Here is a 17,381-nt window from a genome sequence, read left to right as displayed (position 1 = left end):
AGCAATCCATGGGTCAGGGGGTGATCAAACCTATACTTAGGAGGCGATGAATAAACGTTGCATCAGAAACTTTTAAGTAAAAGCAAGGGGGTAGAGCGATGGAGAGTCAACCGGAAGCGATTACCACGTTGTTTGACCAGCAGGCTGATAATTATCAGCAACGCTATATTGATGGCATGCTGGCACACTACGCCCCGGACGCCGAGTTGCTGTTCTGGAGCAGTGAAAATGTCAGCTGTACCACACAACATGCTCTCAGAGTCTGGTATGAATCACTGTTTGACCAGTTTGAAATCGATTCCGTTCAATACCGGGTAGAATCGTTCTGGACCTCTGGCCAGATTATTGGCTGTTGCAGTATCTGGCAGTTCGAAACCAGAATGAAAAAGGAAGGTTCTTCCTTGGAACTGCAGTCACTGAGAGCGACCCATATCCTTAAAAAAATCGGAAATGAATGGAAAATCGTCCATTTACACGCTTCCCCGCAATGATTCATACCAATTCCGCTTTCTAAATATGACTATGAGCAAGTCATTCTGGGTCGCGGGACAAGGCGGAACGACGAGTAATAGCCAGCTATTGCGAGGAGTTCCAACGCAGCTCCCGTGATTCATAATGGCTGCGCAATTCATGTTTAGAAGGTGGAATTGGTATCATTCCACAGAAAAAGCACAACGACCTTGACGCAGGGAGGTGACAATGAAAACGGAAGGTTCCCCCTCATCCGTTCCGGGGCTGCCGGTTAGCCCCGGGTCGGCTGATGACTCCCATAAAACTCAGGATGATAGCCATTTTAAACACCGTAAGGTGTCACGGGGTTCGGGGCGTGAATCCATATCCTCTGATAAGGAGGCTGATGATTCAGACAATGAAAGTCTCAAACCTGAAAAAGGGTTGGGTTCCCGTGAAATAAAGCGTTCAGTTTCAACCACAAGCACAGTGACTTCTGACTACTTTTCCGGTAATGAAGTATCTTCGGATCTGGCTGATTCTGGCACTGATGATAGCGACAGTGACATTGAATTTGCAGCTGGCAGTGACTCTTTTGCAGCTGACAGTGATTCTGAGGATGACGGTATTGTATTTGCCGGTTCAGACAGTGAGACTTCAGGCTACGAATCTGATATTTCGCTAGGGTCTGAACGGCAACACCATTCTGAAGAAGTGTCTTTTACTCACAGGCCGTCACTTGCAGAATCTGAATTGAATGACCTGCTGATCACTGTAGGTAAAATGCCAGACCATAAAAATGCCAGAAAAGCGATGATTGTCCCTTTCGAAAACGGACGTTCCGTGGCGCACTTCAGCTCCAGAAAACAGGGTAACTGGGTAGAGCGCCTCAGGGTCGTTGAGTCATCATCCTCAGAAGCCCGGGAAACCCTCGCTGAAGATGCAGCCGAAGCCAGACTGCTGGAAACACTGGATCATCCCAACATCATAAAACTGAAAGGTTACTCTGCGCAGAAACAGGGTGCTTCCTATCAGTTGCGAATGGCGATGGAGGATGGTGGAACCCGTCTTGATGATGCTTTTGAGGGTAAGCGTTCCAAAGAACATCTGCCGGAACTGGTAAACTGTGGCAAACAGCTAATGGCTGGCCTGAGTTACCTTCAACAGAAAAAGATTCTTCACCTTGATATCAAACATGGCAATGTGCTGGTGCATTCGGCAACCGGTCAGCTGAAAATCACCGATTTTGGTATGGCAAAGCCATTTCGTGAGGGCGAAAGTGTTGACGTGGGCGGAACCGATTATTATGCGGCTCCGGAAGTTCGTAAAGGCTTACCTGCCGGTTATGCCGCAGATGTGTATTCTGCCGGTATTATGCTAATGGATTCTCTGATTGGTCTGGGTATTCTCAGTATGGGTACCCTGCGAAATAAGCAACCTGACGGGCAATTACAACTGATCACCGAATCTTCAGCGGAGCTGGATGAGCCAGGAATGGCCATGGTCGAACTGGTTCAGAATATGATTAAAGTTAACCCGCAGGAAAGACCTTCTGCACAAGCAGCCCATGACACGATGAGTCACATTCTGCCTTCTCTTTCCTCTCCCTGACCTCTCTGATCGCTTTCTGTGCTGCATTGATATTCACAGGATTGCCTGTAGAGTGACGACCTTTTGCAAACAGGACGTCAACAATGAATTCGTTGCCAGAGAAGATGCGTGGAGTGGCCCTGATGGGGCATGGCGGGTTTGACCAGCTTGAATATCGAACCGATATACCGGTGCCGACACCCGGTGATAACGAAGTTCTGATCAAAGTCGCTGCGGCAGGTGTTAATAATACCGACATTAACACCCGGATTGCCTGGTATTCCAAAGCAGAAGCCGCCACTGAGGATGCCAGCTGGAGCGGGCAGGCATTACGTTTTCCCCGTATACAGGGGGCGGATGTATGTGGCGTTATTGTTGGTGTGGGTGAGGGCGTTTCTGAAACCCGCATTGGCGAACGAGTGTTAGTGGAACCCTGCATTCGTGAAGCCGATGGGAAGGTTCTGGAGCAGCCCTGGTACTTCGGATCGGAGTGTGATGGCGGTTTTGCTGAATATACGACAGTATCCGAAAGGCATGCCCACAAAGTCTCAAGTTCTATGACCGATGTTGAGCTGGCTTCATTTCCCTGCTCGTATTCAACGGCAGAAAATATGCTGACAAAATCGGCAGTGAAATCCGGAGAAACCGTTCTGGTGACCGGAGCTTCCGGTGGTGTGGGATCGGCTGCTGTTCAACTGGCGAAAGCAAGGGGAGCAACGGTCATAGCCGTGACCAGCCCGAAGAAATCAAAAGATTTGTTGGCTCTTGGTGCGTCATCCACAGTAAACCGCAACGACAGTGTGGTTGAACATCTTGGTGAAAACAGTGTGGATGTTGTGATTGATCTGGTAGCAGGTCAGCAGTGGGGTGAGTTACTGAATGTGCTGAAACCCGGTGGACGCTATGCTGTCGCCGGAGCCATTGCCGGCCCTATGGTTGAGCTGGATATCAGAACGCTGTACCTGAAAGACTTGAGCTTCTTTGGTTGTACAGTGCTTGAGTCTGATGTGTTCGCCAACCTTGTTCGTCATATTGAAGCGGCTGCCATCAAGCCTGTGGTCGCTCACTGTTTGCCTCTGAAAAACATAAAGGAGGCTCAGACTCTGTTTCTGGAGAAGGGTCACACTGGCAAGATAGTACTGTCTGTAAAAGGAACCTCGCCGGACTGTGACGAGTGAGCTGACTCATTCGTCTGGTCAATACTGTTACGCTGTTGATTTGCCGGTTCTATCGGTCGCACCTAATCTTTGTTATTCGACACGATCCGGGGGAGCCGATAATGAGCCAACAACATGCCCGACGCTGTGTGAATGTGCCCGAAGAACAGTTCCGGCTGGCCTTCGCGATTTCACTGGGCGGTATGCTGGAAATGTATGACTTCATGGTTTACGCCATGATGGCAAGCTATATTGCCGAGAGTTTCTTTCCTTCCAGTGACCCGATGACTTCTCTGCTGGGAACCTTCGCTACCTTTGCAGTGGGTTACCTGTCACGTCCTCTGGGTGGTTTTTTCTTTGGGCATCTCGGGGATCGTTATGGACGTAAAAGTACCTTTACCCTAACGATCTCCATTATGGCTCTGACCACGGCACTGATTGGCTGTATGCCGACTTACGACAGTATTGGCATTTTGGCTCCGGCACTGCTGGTTTTACTGCGACTGTTTCAGGGCTTTTCTCTGGGAGGAGAATTGCCCGGTGCAATGACTTATGTGAGCGAAACCACTCCGGGGCGTAGCGGACTGGTGATCGGTATTCTGTTTATGTCGTTCACGCTGGGTTTTTCTCTGGCCACGTTTGTGCATGGTCTGCTGACTCTGATTTTATCGCCTGAAGCAATGTCCGGGTGGGGCTGGCGGGTTCCGTTCTGGGTGGGCGGGCTGCTGGGGGGGCTGAGCTATTACATACGGTTGAGGTTTGATGAGTCGGGGTTGTTTATGGCTCTGAATCTGGTGCGTCAGCGGCAAATGATTCCAATGCTGGAGTTGGTTCGAAAGCATCGGCGCGGTTTTTTCTGCGGCTTTGGCATTGCGGCTGTTTGTGGTTCGGCCGTCACGTTACTGGGTGCTTACATGCCCGGTTATCTGACAACATTGCACGGTTTTTCCCGCGCTGAAGTTGCCTGGCATTCGTCGCTGGCCTATATCATGTTTGCTCCATTGTGTTTGCTGATGGGGCTGGTGACGGATCGTTGTTCTCATAAAAAGCTACTGTTCTGCAGTATTGTTCTCATTGCCGGTGTTTGTCTGCCTTACTATCAATATGTCAGTTCTCATGAGGCAGAACTCAGCCGGATTATGATGGTAGCGGCTATCCTTTCTTCGTTTGTGATCGGAACACTGCCACCCATGTTGGTACGGCTGTTTCCCTCAGAAGTGCGTTATACCGGTGTGGCAACGTCGTATAATCTGGGCATGGCATTATTTGGTGGTCTTGCCCCTGTCTCAATCACGCCGTTGATCAAGGCTTATGGTTTGGCCTTGGGTCCTGCTTTGTACCTGATCATTATTTCGCTCGTTACCCTGCTGATTCTGTTCATCACCTGGCCGGATTACTCTGCGACGATGGTCGGGGAAGATCAGTAGCTTTTCATTTGGCAATTAGCAAGAGATTTCCAATGATGCGCAACCTATACTGTGGTCTCTTTGTCCTCACGTGTACTTTTACGGTTCACTGTTTTTCCGATAACAGGCCGGAGCAATCTGAGCAGGCATACGAGCGCTGTCTTATGCAAGAGCTTAAGCAGGGGGATGGACAGGTGACGCTGCAAGAGGTTCGTCAACGTTGTCAATTTTTCAATCCGGAGCATGAAGATCTGAACGTTGTCAGTGATTCTGGCGAGCACCGGGAGCTACTGAATGATGAACACGGTGTCATCACTGATCGAATCCTCAGTGAAAAAAGTGTGGTTGATAACCGGTTTGTGATTACACCTCACAAACCCAACTACCTGTTGCCTTTCTCCTATAACGACTCACCCAACGGTGAACCCTTTGGCAACGAAGGCGACAAATTGTCCCGATATGAAGTGAAGTTCCAGATCAGTCTTAAGGCACCGCTGTGGCGTGGTGTGTTTAAGGGTTATGGCGATCTGTTTGTTGCGTACACCAATGTCTCCTGGTGGCAGGCTTATAACCGCCTGTCATCGCCGTTCAGGGAAACCAACCATGAGCCGGAAGCCTTTTTTATCTTTCCCGCCGATTTCGATCTTCTGGGTCTGAGGATGAGGGGGTTAAGTGTTGGCATCAATCATCAGTCCAATGGGCGATATGGCTCACTTTCCCGCAGCTGGAACCGCGTTAAATTCGGGGTTTTCTTTGAGCGGGGCAATTTTTATCTGGCCATTTGTCCATGGTATCGCATCCCTGAAAAGCGCAAGGATATCAATGACTCTGACTACCCTAACGTCAAAGGTGACGACAATTCGGGCATTGAACGTTACATGGGTAGTGGCGAGCTTCTGTTTGGTTACAAGTTTAACCGCCATAACGTGGGCGTAATGTTAAGAAACAACCTGCGCTCGGACAACCTTGGAGCTGTCCAGCTGGACTGGTCGTTCCCGCTGACTGAAAAATTCCGGGGTTATGTTCAGTACTTTAATGGTTATGGCGAGAGCCTGATCGATTACAACAAAAATACGAATCGTATCAGTCTGGGTGTGATGCTGACGGACTGGATGTAAACATGAACACGAATTAAATCAATAAGTAAGGTAGTGAGTTTTGGTCTTTAGCAGTCATGAAGGTTTGTCGAGGGAGCACAAAGGGTTAATTCTTGTGACCTCTCTTGGCGGTTTTCTGGAATTTTACGATTTTATTATTTATGCGCTGATGGCAGTCTACATTGCCGATCAGTTTTTCCCCAGTCACGACAGTTTTACCTCAATGCTGACCACGTTTGCGACGTTTTCAGTGGGGTATTTTGTCCGGCCTTTGGGCGGCTTAGTGTTTGGGCATCTGGGCGACCGTTTTGGACGCAAACCGACGTTTGTGGCAACCGTGCTGATTATGGCGTTGTCTACTTTTCTGATGGGCTGTCTGCCAACCTATAGTCAGGTCGGACTCTGGGCACCATTGATGCTGGTAGGGCTGCGGGTGTTGCAGGGTTTTTCCATCGGCGGAGAGATTCCAGGGGCGATGACCTATCTCAGTGAAACCGTTGACCGGCGGCGCGGGCTGGTGATGAGCCTGCTGTTTATGGTATTAGCCAACGGTGTCGTGTTTGGTTCACTGGTGCACGCTTTTATGCTCTGGTGGTTACCGGTTGATGAAATGAAGGCGTGGGGCTGGCGGATACCCTTCTGGCTTGGGGGAACAATGGGTATTTGCAGTTATGTAGTACGTAAACAATTTCAGGAATCCGACCTGTTTCTGCAACTCGCCAAGCGTAAAGCCCAGTCCGCGGTTCCTTTGTTCCATTTATTACAATCACACCGTCGTCAATTGTTGGTGGGTATTTTCCTGATTCTTCCTGTTGCCACCTCAATGACGTTGCTGTTTCTGTTTACGCCGGGTTATCTGACTAAGATGCTGGGGTACAGTGCTGGCGACGTTGCACTGGCGGGAAGTATAGGGATATTCCTGTCGTCGGTTGTGTTTATTGCGTTCGGGCTTTTGGCGGATACCGTGTCACTTCGCAGTCTTTTATGCGTGGCGTCGGGCATTATTGTTCTGTTTTCAGTACCGGTTTTTTACTGGTATGGAGCAGGTGTTGATGTTTACAGTGTCATGCTGGTCAGTGCCCTGATACAGGGGAGCATCACAGGTGTTGCTCCCCTTGCGCTGTCGGAACTGTTTCCGGTGAATGTTCGTTATTCAGGCATTGCTTTCTGTTACAACGTCAGCTTTGCCCTGTTTGGTGGTTTGACTCCGGTGATTGCCATGACCCTGATTGGCTGGACGAATAACCTTCAATCACCTGCATGGTATCTGATGGTCAGTGGCCTGTTTGGACTGTTGGCAACATGTATGATGAGTGTGCCACGCAGGCCTTCTGCGGCGCAGTTGTGATGAATGATGCTGGCTTAATGATTGGCGTATAAATAAACAAAGGGTTGGGAGTCGCGTTCCGCTCGTCCCAACGATCCGGATTCATTAAAGATCAGGTGCGCAGCGTCTTTGGGAAGTTGGCGACACGTTCCGCATCTGATACAAACTTTTCTCCCTTCTGACCTTCCAGAGGTTTCATCAGTCTGTTCAGGTCACCCTTGAATACCTTTTTTTCAGCACTTTGATCAATGGCAGTGGTTTCTGCCTTTTTACCTTTGCTATAACGCTTGCCCATCAAACGCCGGTAGGCTTCATCGCTGATCGGCTTGATTGATGGTCTGGCTGCACGTTCTTTCGGGGTGCGTAGTCTGGCTTTGCGGGCATGCTCATTCAACTTGCGAATAGTTTCTGCAGCTGGGAGATCACCTTTGAGGTCATAGGGATCACGTATGACCGTGTTAAAGGCAAAAATGGATTCTTTTTCAGCTTTTTTTGCTGCTTGTTTTGGGCTTGCAGATGAAGCGACTTCTGCATTCATCTGAACTGGTTTGCGGGGTATAGCCTGACGCGTTGGCATGGGAATGCCGGTTTTGCCCAGATCTGGTCTGGTCAGTGCGACACCTTCCGGTTTTTTCGGAAATTGATGACCGGCGATTCGCTGTGGAATTTTACTGGTGTTTTTTCTTTCGGGTCTGGTAGATGCAAGTTGTAACTGAGGCTCAACAACGCTTACGGATCTGCGATGTTCAGGGCCTTCAAAGGCGCTGCTGATATCAAACTCATAAGGCATTAAGTTCAGACAATAGGCGGCATTATCCAGTGTCATTGCTTTCCATGCTGCACTAGCGGTTCCCAGCAGCCAGTTTCTTTGAGCTTTAACCACTTCGACCGTTTTTCCAGCCAGTGAGCCCAACGTGCTCATTAAACCGGCTTTTGATTCAACCGAGGTGTTATCTGAAGATGTTTTGGAATCGGCAGTTTGTGTTCGTGGTGCGTATCCCATGTTTGCTATTTGGCTCATCATGTTTAAAAGCATATTAACTCCTCCTTGCTGCAGCACAATGCCTGCTTTGTATTCCTTTAATGTATCGGTATCGGTGAGACAGATGAATGACAGGGTTGTCAGCATGACTAACAAAGCAGTCGATACTGGCTGCAGTGTCCTCAGAACACCAGGGAGTGCAGGTCCAGAGCTACGACTTTCGTCTTATCCTCATCCGGAATGAGACCGGCTGGATTAACCAGCTCTGAATAGTAGCCAGACACCGTCTGATTCAGTTTTATTGGTTCTGTCATCGGGCTTTTGACAACAATCATTCTTGTATTGTCATTCTTTATATAGAGTGAACTCCGGTACCGTTCTGCCAGCACGGCTTCATTGAAACCAAAAAAGCTGACCAGCGTCATCATGATCTGGAACACCCCTCTGATACGCCTGAATGGCTTTGTGTATTGCATGTACATAAACATGGTTCTATCCCTGTTATCACCTTCGTGGAATAGATCTTATGGAATAACGGTATGGGCTTGCATAACAGAAGTGTCAGGAGCGCTAACGAAAAAGAACGGACATTGATTGGTTAGTAAATAAGTACTCGGTCATACGGAATCGAATATTTCTGGCTTATTGGGCAGGTGCTGAACAAGGCGCAACGGCGGGAGCATAGCGAGCTATGTGACCAGAGTTGTAACGCCGTGCAGTGCCTGAACAATGAGTCAGAAAATATGATTTCGTATGGTCGAGTACTTAGTACTGTTTATGGGCAATCTATCTATTTTCTGTTGCCTGAGACTCGCAGATAATACCGCCCCCTGATGACTTAAATTAATTAAATAGGAACATTGAGTGGCGCGTAAGAGTATTGATCTGAAAAACGACCCGATTAAACAATCTTTCTTTCGTTATCTGATGCCTGCCATTACCGGCATGGTGATAAAATCCATCTTTATCATGGTGGATACCATTTTCATAGGTCGTGGTGTCGGGGCTGATGGCCTTGCAGCAATATCCATGGCGGTGCCGTTCTTTTCGTTTTTTACGGCCATCGCCATGATGATTGGTATTGGTGGCTCTGCCCTGATGTCCATTGAATTTGGCAAAGGTAACTATCAGGCCGGTCAGGGGTTGTTTGTTCAGTCTGTCCTGCTGGCTATTCTGGTGGCGGGCGGTCTGGCACTGGGCGGACAGTTCTGGCTGGATGACATTCTGGCTCTGGTCGGTGCGACGGGGCAGATAGCGATTTATTCAGGTCAGTATCTGGGGATTATGCTCAATTTCTTTGTGCTGTATTCACTGGGCTGGGTGCTGTCGTGTTTTGTTCGAAACGATACTAACCCCGCATTGACAATGTACGCTCTGGCAGGCGGGGCATTAATGAATATCGTGCTGGATTACCTGTTCATCATGCAGTTTGGCTGGGGTGTACAGGGTGCAGCTTATGCGACGATCATCGCCAATCTTATTTCAATGATCATTCTCCTCATTCATTTTCTGACCCGACGTGGACGATTGCGCTTCAATCTGTCGGGTATGGGATTGGGCAGAATACGTCGTATACTGACGATTGGTCTGCCCATCTTCTTTATAGAGTCTTCCGTGGCAGCGACTTCCATGGTGTTCAATACGGTGCTATTGGCGAAAGGTGGCCTTTATATTTCTGTCTACAGCATAGTACTAAACACGGCGGTGTTAACCCTGTTTATACTGGTCGGAATTGGTCAGGCGTGTCAGCCAATCATCAGTTTTAACTATGGTGCCGGAGCTGTGAATAAAGTGAAGGAGACGCTGTTTATTGGCCTCAGATTTGCGGTTGCAACAGGTTTTGCTGCGGTAGCGATTGTATGGCTGGAAGCCGAGTCTATTGCCAGTCTGTTTGTTGTGGATAATCCGCAGCTGGTGGCCATGGCGGCAGTAGCGCTGCGCTATTACTTTCTCGCTTATCCTTTCATGGGCTTTAACCTGATGGTGGCGAACCTGTTCCAGGCGACAGAGCGTTCTGCCAGTGCGACGGTTTTGTCTCTGGCAAGAGGGTTTGTTCTGGTCGTCGTTGGTTTGTTGGTGATTCCTGTTTTCCTGTCTGAACACGGCGTGTGGCTCAGTCTGCTGTTTGCTGAAGCGGTAACGGTTGTTTTCAGTCTGCTGATGCTGCGTCGTTACCTTCAGCCATCAACGACAAATGTCGTTACTCCGGCCATGGCCTGAAACGCCTGGTTTTTTCAATAGGCTGTGCTGATAATGTCGGCACAGTCATCTTTAGATGATAAATATAAAACCTAGCCTATATTCATTTTGCTGCTAGTCTTTTGAGCGTTTGTAAAAAGCATTTTTCTTAAGTGATAACCCTATGCTCAGAATTGCAGTAGCTCTGCTTTGCTTGCTGATATCTTTAGATGGTCTGGCTGTAATAATAGAGAATGATCGATCGTATAAAAATAACGAACTCTCTTATTCTGCCCAGAATGGAGTCCTGATATTACCCTTGTCTTTTGTCGGTGAAAACGGGCATAGATTTCGTTTTGGTGGAACCGACAGGGGACTGATGATTGATGGCTATCATTATACTCTGGACGACCTTCGGGTCATATTCAATGGGTATACCGACAACATAGTCATGCAGAGGGATGAATTCGAACGTCGTCTGAACCATTTTCGTGGGAACACGAGAACTGCGCGGTATTCTGACTCTCGATCGAACAGCTCACAGGAAGAGAGACTTAATACTGAAGAGGTAGTACTGGATCGTGTCCCTTCCGTAACAGATGGAGCCGCCGCAATTGCCCCTGTACTTCCAGCGGGCAGTGGTGGTGCAGTCAATATGGCTGCTCTTAACCAGGTCATGACCGCGTTTCAGGGGCTTGTAGGCCCTCAGGGGCCGGTTGGCCCTAAAGGAGATACTGGGCAGCCCGGAGCAAAGGGTGCGAAAGGTCCGTCAGGAGCTAAAGGTGATAAAGGCGAGCCCGGTAAAAAAGGCTCTCAGGGAGACTCTGTCAAAGGTGAGCGAGGTAAGCAAGGAGAGCAGGGCCCAAAGGGTATTCAGGGACAGGAAGGCAAAAGAGGTCAGGATGGCCCCAGAGGGGTGGATGGACAAAAAGGCCTCAGGGGCGAGACGGGAGAGATGGGGGAGCATAGTAGCTCTGGTTCTAACGGTTTGAATGGTGAGAAAGGAGAGCCCGGGGCTGGGCCTAAAGGGGAGCACGGTGTACCCGGTACCAAGGGTGAGACAGGCAACGTGGGCGCGGAAGGAGCGAAAGGGAGCAGAGGAGTGAAAGGAAACCCTGGCAATGAAGGGCTAAGAGGTGTGGAAGGCGAGCCGGGCCCTAAGGGAGAACCCGGTGCTCGCGGAGCAGAGGGTAAGGAAGGTCCCAGAGGTGGTGCAGGTCTTCCCGGTGCTCAGGGGATGAAAGGCGCCCCCGGGGTTGTGGGGGCAAAAGGCGATTCCGGTTTCAATGCAAAAAACATAATGGGTGCTGTAGCCATCAATCTGTTTATTAATGGTGTATCCGTCTATGTTTGGTCGTCAGGTGAAGATAATAAACGACAAATGACAGTTGATATGACGTGCGATGCGATGCTGGGTGAAGAGGTTACACAGTTGATGGAGCTTTGCGTAGGAATACAGTTGGCTTATGGTGGACTGATACCCTTTAACCACTTTATGATCCTTACGTTCATGAAAAAGACCGGTTTAACGTCGATCGATTTACCTGATATCGAGATACAACTGCCGGTCGATAGCGAAACTGCTTCAGAACAAGTGACTTTTAACCAGACGACCATTGAGCAGCTAAATAATGGTTTATCAAATCGTAGTCGTCTTGTTATCAATGCCAGGAAGAATGATCTGATAGCGGATGATTTTGATGTATCCCGAGAGGTTCAGCATCTTCATTCTCTCACAGAATTTCAATCCTCAACCTTTTTCCAGTTGCACAAACACTACAATGAGCTGAGTGATCCGGACAAAGCCAAACGCCTGTTTCGGCTGTTGATGGCGCTGGTCAATGTGTTTCATACCAGCGACTCAGGTTATACCTATTTATGGGATCAGGCAGGATATGGCCCTCTGACGAAACGTCATGGGTTGGCTGTTTTGACCGCCATGCGAATTTCAGAAAATCCTGCCTGTCTGGACGATACGAACAATCAAGTTATCATTAATCATTGGCTGAGTAACCCGGTCGTAGAATGTACGAATAAAAGTGGTCAGGTGATGGTCAGCAATGTAGTGGCGCATACGCCGAAGAGTGAAGAACACACAGAACTATGACTCTTTCCAAACTCCATCTTTACAGCCGTGAAAAGTGTAGTGCTTGCAGGTACTCTGCCGTTACTTCTTCCACCTGATGCTTGAACTGCCTGACCACAGGGTCATCTCTGGTGAGGTGGGGTTCAAAAAATGCAAAGTCGTAGCGAAAATCTGTTTTGATTGGGATCTGTATAACATCACTCCCCATGTCATGGGCAGCCAGCGGGTCGGCAATGGTAAAACCAAATCCGGTTGCCACAATGCTGCAGGCATGAAAGGAACTGGCGACTTCAACGGCAGGCTCTGGCTGCAAACCCTGTTGCTGGTAGATACTGGCAATATTTCGACCCAGCAAGGTCTGTTTCAGATAAGTACAGACCAGTTTTTCACCGTGCAGGTCGGTCAGTGTCAGCTCTGATTTGCCTGACAGCTTATGGCCTTTTGGCAAAACAGCCACAGCCGGTAACGAACAGAATGCTCGGGTGACAATATCGGGATGGCGTGCAGGCAGACGACCCAGCCCAAGATGAAACTGAAAGCCTGCCACCCATCGTTGCAGGTATCGCATGGGTTGAACATCGACGTTTATCTTCAGATCAGTATTTTGTGAACAGATTCTGGCAACAGCGGGTGACACTATCTGCTTTATCAGCCTTGGCACTGTGATGATACGTAGTTGTGGGCTGCACTGTCGTTTAATGTTATCCAGAATGTCCGGTAGCTCCTGCAAACCGTAGATGATTCTCTGAGCCTCTTTATGAAACTCCCGACCCTGAACGGTAGGGATCAACTGTCGTTTTTCTCGGGAGAACAGCTTAAACCCCATCTGATTCTCCAGCGAAGCAATCTGTCGGCTGGCAGCCGACTCACTGAGAAAGTGCATCTCTGCCGCCTTGGACAACGTACCCTGTTCCATAATCGAGGCAAAAATCTGCAGGGCTTTAAGATTGAAGTTCAGGTTCATGCGTAGACAGCAACTATTGCAAAATGTGCAATTGTTATTGCTTTCTTTGCGATTGTCCAAACCTGTTTTCTCAATTACTTTGGATGTTAACTGTTCATCTATTAAGTAATTGGTTAATACACGCCCATGGCTTCGTCGTTAGCAATGCCTTCTGCAGCATTACCAAAGCTCGATCAATCAGGCACCGAGCCCTGGTTTGCTGCCCGCATGATTCCACTGTTGTTAATTATTCTGGTTGGCACGCTGGCATGGGGTGTCACACCACCCGATGGACTGGAGGTAGCGGCGTATCGAACAGCGATCGTGTTTATTGCCACTATTGCAGCCATTGTGGCCAACGTTATGCCGACAGGAGCAGTAGCAGTTGTATCGGTAGCGGCTTACTCCATTCTGCGTCCCGGCGGTGAAGAGTCGGCCGCAGTGGTGATCAACAATGCCATTGGTAACTTTAACAATGCTCTGATCTGGCTGATTGTTATCGCGTTTATGATTGCCAGAGCGTTCAGCAAAACCGGCCTTGGTCGTCGAATTGCTTTGCTGCTTCTGAGCCTGTTCGGCCAGTCTTCCCTGCGTATTGCTTATTGCCTGGGACTGGCAGACTTTATTATTGCACCGGCCACCCCAAGCAATACCGCTCGTGCGGCTATTGTGTCTCCCATTGCTCACTCTCTGGCTCAAACCATTAATAAGGCTGATAAAAAGCTGGGTCAGTTTTTGATTTCCTGTTCCAGTGCCATGAACGATGCGTCGGGTGCCGGATTCCAGACGGGCTTTGCCGGTAACCTCGCACTGGTGGGCATTGCCACTACCGTTGCAGGTGTAACGCTGTCGTTTACTGACTGGATGCTGTATCTGCTGTTGCCTGCACTAGTGTTGCTGGCTGTGATCCCGTTGATTCTTTATGCCTTTATCTCTCCTGACACCAAGGAAACGCCAGAAGCACCAGCCTTTGCCCGTGGTGAGCTGCAGAAAATGGGTGCAGTGACCCGCAGCGAATGGAAGCTGGTGGGTGTGTTTATTGCCCTGATTGTGATGTGGGTTGGCGGTTCTGCTCTGGGTATTCATTCGACCACGGCCGCCTTTGTGGGGCTGTCTATTCTGCTTCTCACTGGCGTGTTGAGCTGGGGCGATATTAAAGCGGAAAAGGGTGCCTGGGACACGCTGATCTGGTTCTCTGTTCTTATGGGTATGGCGGGTCATCTGAAAGACCTTGGTTTTACCGGTTGGGTTGGCAATCAGGTGTCTGAAGCCTTGTCCATGGCAATGGGTGGTGCCAGCCCGACACTGTTCCTGCTGGCAATGATGGTGTTTTACCTGTTCACCGCCTACTTCTTTGCATCTGCCACAGCCAAGGTTGTGGCACTGGGGCCGGTTATTCTCGGTGCGTTAATGACACTGGGTGTAAACCCCATGGTCGCAGTGCTGGCCGTGGCAGGTATTACTAATATTGGTGGCAACCTCAGTACTTACAGTCATGCCCGTAACCCTCTGTTAATGGGCTACGGCTACCACACAGACAGTGAGTGGATGCGAATTGGTCTGGTGATTTCAGTGGCTGGCATGTGTCTGTTTATGGCATCCGGTCTGGCCTGGTGGGCACTGCTGGGTGCCTGAGTCTGGCTTTTCAACTTATTCCCTTATTAAACGACTTCGGACTATACGACAATGAAATTAAAAAAACTGGTACTGGCAACAGCCTGCGCTCTGGTAACTCTGACTGCACACGCAGAACCCGTAAAAGTCAGCGATGATGCAGCGGTCAGCGTCTTTGATTCCCGTGTCTACCGTGACCTGTTTGGCACACAGGCGATGCGTAATATTTTCAGTGATGAGGCCATGGTCAATCATTGGATCAAGGTTGAGGTGGCACTGGCAAAAGCACAGGCCGAGATGGGCATGATTCCTGTGGATGCTTATCGCTCCATCAAAAAGGCAGCCGACTCCGTAGAAATTGATTACGATGCTCTGCGTGCCGGCACCAACCGGGTGGGTCGTGGCATCAGCCCACTGCTGGGCCAACTGCGTGCAGCGGGTGATGACAATGTGGCAACTTATTTGCACTTCGGCAGTACCACTCAGGACATCATGGACACTGCCACCGTTATGCAGGTGTCTCAGGGAATCGAACTGGTTCAGAAAGACCTGAAAAAACTGGTGCTGCAGTTAGCTGATCTGGCTGAAAAGCATAAGGATACGGTGATGATTTCCCGTACCAATGGTCAGGATGCGATTCCAACTACCTTTGGTCTGCACCTGATTACTTATATGACCGAGCTGGATCGTCACATCACCCGACTGGATGAAGCGTCTTCCCGTCTTGCGGTTCAGATTGGCGGAACAGTGGGCACGTTGTCTGGCTACGGTGACCAGGGGCTTGAGCTTCAGGCTGGCGTTGCGGAAGAACTGGGTCTGAAAACACCGTCAGCACCGTGGAACCCAAGCCGTGATACTTTTGCTGAAATTGTCCAGACACTGGGGCTGGTGAATGCCACCTTCGGTCGTATTGCCAATGACATCAATATTCTTGGGCGTACCCAGATTCTCGAAGTACAGGAAGGCGAGGGTGGTGCCAGCAGCACCATGCCGCAGAAGCGTAATCCACGCGCGGCTGAATTTATGGGTGGCCTGAGTCGTATGGGCAAAATGTACAATGCTGCAGCACTGGACATGATGAGCCACTCCGATACCCGTCAGGGCGCTCCATGGATTCTGGAATGGTCTGTCATTCCTGATTCCTTTATGGTGACATCGCAGTCTATTGAGCGCGCTCAGCGACTGTTTGCCAATCTGATCGTCAATCAGGATCGCATGCTGGAAAACTTCAACGCTTCCCAGTACTACGTTATGTCAGAAGCCGTGATGAACGATCTGGCAGAAAAAATCGGTCGTGCCAAAGCTTATGATGTGGTGAAAGACGCCATTGCCGATGCCGAGCCGGGCACCAGCTTTGTGGAGATTGTCAAGAGCACGCCTGATATCACCCGGAACATGAGTGAGAAAGAAATTGATGCGGCTCTGAACCCGTCCAATTATCTGGGTGTAGCTGAAGAAACCGTTGAACGTGCGGTGCAGGAGGTCAGAACCAGAAGGCAGTAATACCTTTGTAAATTGACATCGGCAAGAGCTGGGTTGAGTGTTTGGAGCCCTCCCTGCGAGATCACAGGGAGGGTTTTGTGTATACCTATACTTTTGCTACGACCGCAGTAGGGCAGACTATTCTCGGACAGCCTCCTAGTTTGTACAGTCCGGATTGCTGACTGGCAAACTCCGACGAAGCAAAAATAAAAACAGTATTAGATTTTCTGATGCCTGACCTACAGACTGAATGTCAGCAAGGATCGCATTTTGCAACTGTTCAGTGAACTCATTACCCTCATAGGCATTGGCTGCTGCATCCATATCGTTATTAGCAAGTGCTAACAGTGCGGTTACCATACCACCATGGTGAGATGCCATAGCTAGTCCTGGAAAGCTCTAATATACATACACCTCATGTTGTGTTCTGATCTGCATCCATTTTTCGCCCCCCAGCTTTGTCAGAAGCAGCACGGATGCAGTCAAAACACACCCAGAAAATCGTCTTGTCAGACCAGCAGCGTAAAGACCTTGAGCTCATAGTCCGCAGACGCAAAAGTAGTCAGTCACTTGTGCTCAGAGCCAAAATCATACTGGCTGGTGCAGAAGGTAAAAGCCTGCTCGGAACAGCTAAAAAATTAAAATGTACCAGAGAAACGGTTACCCGCTGGCGCAAGCACTGGGTCGAACGACCTGATGACCAATCCACCCTGGAAAAGCTGAAAGAAGCCCAAAGGCCGGGCACTCCGCCCAAGTTTACCGCTGAACAGATTTGCCAGATTATTGCCCTGTCTTGCGACAAGCCAGAAGACCATGGCTACCCCTTCAGCCATTGGTCAGAAAGCTTATTAGCCATGGTGGCAGTAGACAAAAAAATTGTCTCATCCATCTCGCAGAGACAGGTGGGGCGTTTTTTAAAATCAGGCCGACATTCGTCCAGACAAGGTCAAAGGCTGGGTTGATACTCCGAAAGATGAAGCGTTTGAAATCCGCTGCGCCGATATATGTGACACCTATCAGAAAGCCGTTAAGCGTGCAGAGCAAGGCATCAATACCTTTTCCTTTGATG

The 17,381-nt window shown here is 49.4% G+C and carries 15 protein-coding genes; 11 read left to right on the top strand and 4 right to left on the bottom strand.

The window, feature by feature from the left end; translation table 11 throughout:
- Nucleotides 1-98: 98 nt before the first annotated feature.
- The 6 genes from EZMO1_RS17465 to EZMO1_RS17440 all read left to right on the top strand — a co-directional run bounded on the left by EZMO1_RS17465 (nt 99) and on the right by EZMO1_RS17440 (nt 7,048).
- Entirely contained in the window at nt 99-491 is a 393-nt protein-coding gene (locus EZMO1_RS17465) for a YybH family protein (protein ID WP_034876741.1), read from the top strand.
- 208 nt (nt 492-699) lie between these two features.
- Nucleotides 700-2,061 carry a protein kinase domain-containing protein gene (locus tag EZMO1_RS17460; protein ID WP_034876742.1) on the top strand — a complete coding sequence of 454 codons (1,362 nt, stop codon included), beginning with the start codon at nt 700-702 and terminating at the stop codon, nt 2,059-2,061.
- Between the two features lie 83 nt (nt 2,062-2,144).
- A complete protein-coding gene (locus EZMO1_RS17455; protein ID WP_034876744.1) occupies nt 2,145-3,218 on the top strand; it encodes an alcohol dehydrogenase family protein in 1,074 nt (357 codons plus the stop codon).
- 101 nt (nt 3,219-3,319) lie between these two features.
- Entirely contained in the window at nt 3,320-4,624 is a 1,305-nt protein-coding gene (locus EZMO1_RS17450; protein WP_051790058.1) for an MFS transporter, read from the top strand.
- A gap of 143 nt (nt 4,625-4,767) precedes the next feature.
- Entirely contained in the window at nt 4,768-5,721 is a 954-nt protein-coding gene (locus EZMO1_RS17445) for a phospholipase A (RefSeq protein WP_051790061.1), read from the top strand.
- A gap of 40 nt (nt 5,722-5,761) precedes the next feature.
- A complete protein-coding gene (locus EZMO1_RS17440) occupies nt 5,762-7,048 on the top strand; it encodes an MFS transporter (protein WP_236632028.1) in 1,287 nt (428 codons plus the stop codon).
- Between the two features lie 91 nt (nt 7,049-7,139).
- Here EZMO1_RS17440 and EZMO1_RS17435 read toward each other — a convergent pair whose 3' ends face one another.
- Both EZMO1_RS17435 and EZMO1_RS17430 read right to left on the bottom strand, forming a co-directional pair.
- The gene (locus tag EZMO1_RS17435) at nt 7,140-8,063 is read right to left on the bottom strand and encodes a hypothetical protein (protein WP_145912642.1); all 924 of its coding nucleotides are present in this window, start codon (nt 8,061-8,063) and stop codon (nt 7,140-7,142) included.
- Nucleotides 8,064-8,191: 128 nt separating this feature from the next.
- Nucleotides 8,192-8,497 carry a hypothetical protein gene (locus EZMO1_RS17430; protein WP_034876752.1) on the bottom strand — a complete coding sequence of 102 codons (306 nt, stop codon included), beginning with the start codon at nt 8,495-8,497 and terminating at the stop codon, nt 8,192-8,194.
- Nucleotides 8,498-8,873: 376 nt separating this feature from the next.
- Here EZMO1_RS17430 and EZMO1_RS17425 point away from each other — a divergent pair, with 376 nt between their 5' ends.
- Entirely contained in the window at nt 8,874-10,229 is a 1,356-nt protein-coding gene (locus EZMO1_RS17425) for an MATE family efflux transporter (protein WP_034876754.1), read from the top strand.
- 172 nt (nt 10,230-10,401) lie between these two features.
- Nucleotides 10,402-12,294 carry a collagen-like domain-containing protein gene (locus EZMO1_RS17420; RefSeq protein WP_187300025.1) on the top strand — a complete coding sequence of 631 codons (1,893 nt, stop codon included), beginning with the start codon at nt 10,402-10,404 and terminating at the stop codon, nt 12,292-12,294.
- Between the two features lie 19 nt (nt 12,295-12,313).
- Here EZMO1_RS17420 and EZMO1_RS17415 read toward each other — a convergent pair whose 3' ends face one another.
- Nucleotides 12,314-13,237 carry a LysR family transcriptional regulator gene (locus EZMO1_RS17415; RefSeq protein ID WP_034876756.1) on the bottom strand — a complete coding sequence of 308 codons (924 nt, stop codon included), beginning with the start codon at nt 13,235-13,237 and terminating at the stop codon, nt 12,314-12,316.
- Between the two features lie 126 nt (nt 13,238-13,363).
- Between EZMO1_RS17415 and EZMO1_RS17410 the strand changes: the two genes are divergently transcribed.
- Both EZMO1_RS17410 and EZMO1_RS17405 read left to right on the top strand, forming a co-directional pair.
- A complete protein-coding gene (locus EZMO1_RS17410) occupies nt 13,364-14,851 on the top strand; it encodes a DASS family sodium-coupled anion symporter (RefSeq protein ID WP_201772205.1) in 1,488 nt (495 codons plus the stop codon).
- A gap of 51 nt (nt 14,852-14,902) precedes the next feature.
- The gene (locus tag EZMO1_RS17405; RefSeq protein WP_051790065.1) at nt 14,903-16,333 is read left to right on the top strand and encodes a class-II fumarase/aspartase family protein; all 1,431 of its coding nucleotides are present in this window, start codon (nt 14,903-14,905) and stop codon (nt 16,331-16,333) included.
- A gap of 135 nt (nt 16,334-16,468) precedes the next feature.
- Here EZMO1_RS17405 and EZMO1_RS17400 read toward each other — a convergent pair whose 3' ends face one another.
- Nucleotides 16,469-16,693, bottom strand: coding sequence for a hypothetical protein (locus EZMO1_RS17400; RefSeq protein WP_034876758.1), 225 nt, complete (start codon nt 16,691-16,693; stop codon nt 16,469-16,471).
- 95 nt (nt 16,694-16,788) lie between these two features.
- On the opposite strand from EZMO1_RS17400, the gene EZMO1_RS17395 reads away from it, so the two are divergent.
- A complete protein-coding gene (locus EZMO1_RS17395) occupies nt 16,789-17,274 on the top strand; it encodes a helix-turn-helix domain-containing protein (RefSeq protein WP_051789651.1) in 486 nt (161 codons plus the stop codon).
- The last annotated feature ends 107 nt before the right edge of the window (nt 17,275-17,381 follow it).

The organism is Endozoicomonas montiporae CL-33 (assembly GCF_001583435.1).
Classification (GTDB): Bacteria; Pseudomonadota; Gammaproteobacteria; order Pseudomonadales; family Endozoicomonadaceae; genus Endozoicomonas_A; species Endozoicomonas_A montiporae.
Note: the sequence above shows the minus strand (reverse complement) of the source record. Positions and strands in the feature narration are given on the sequence as shown.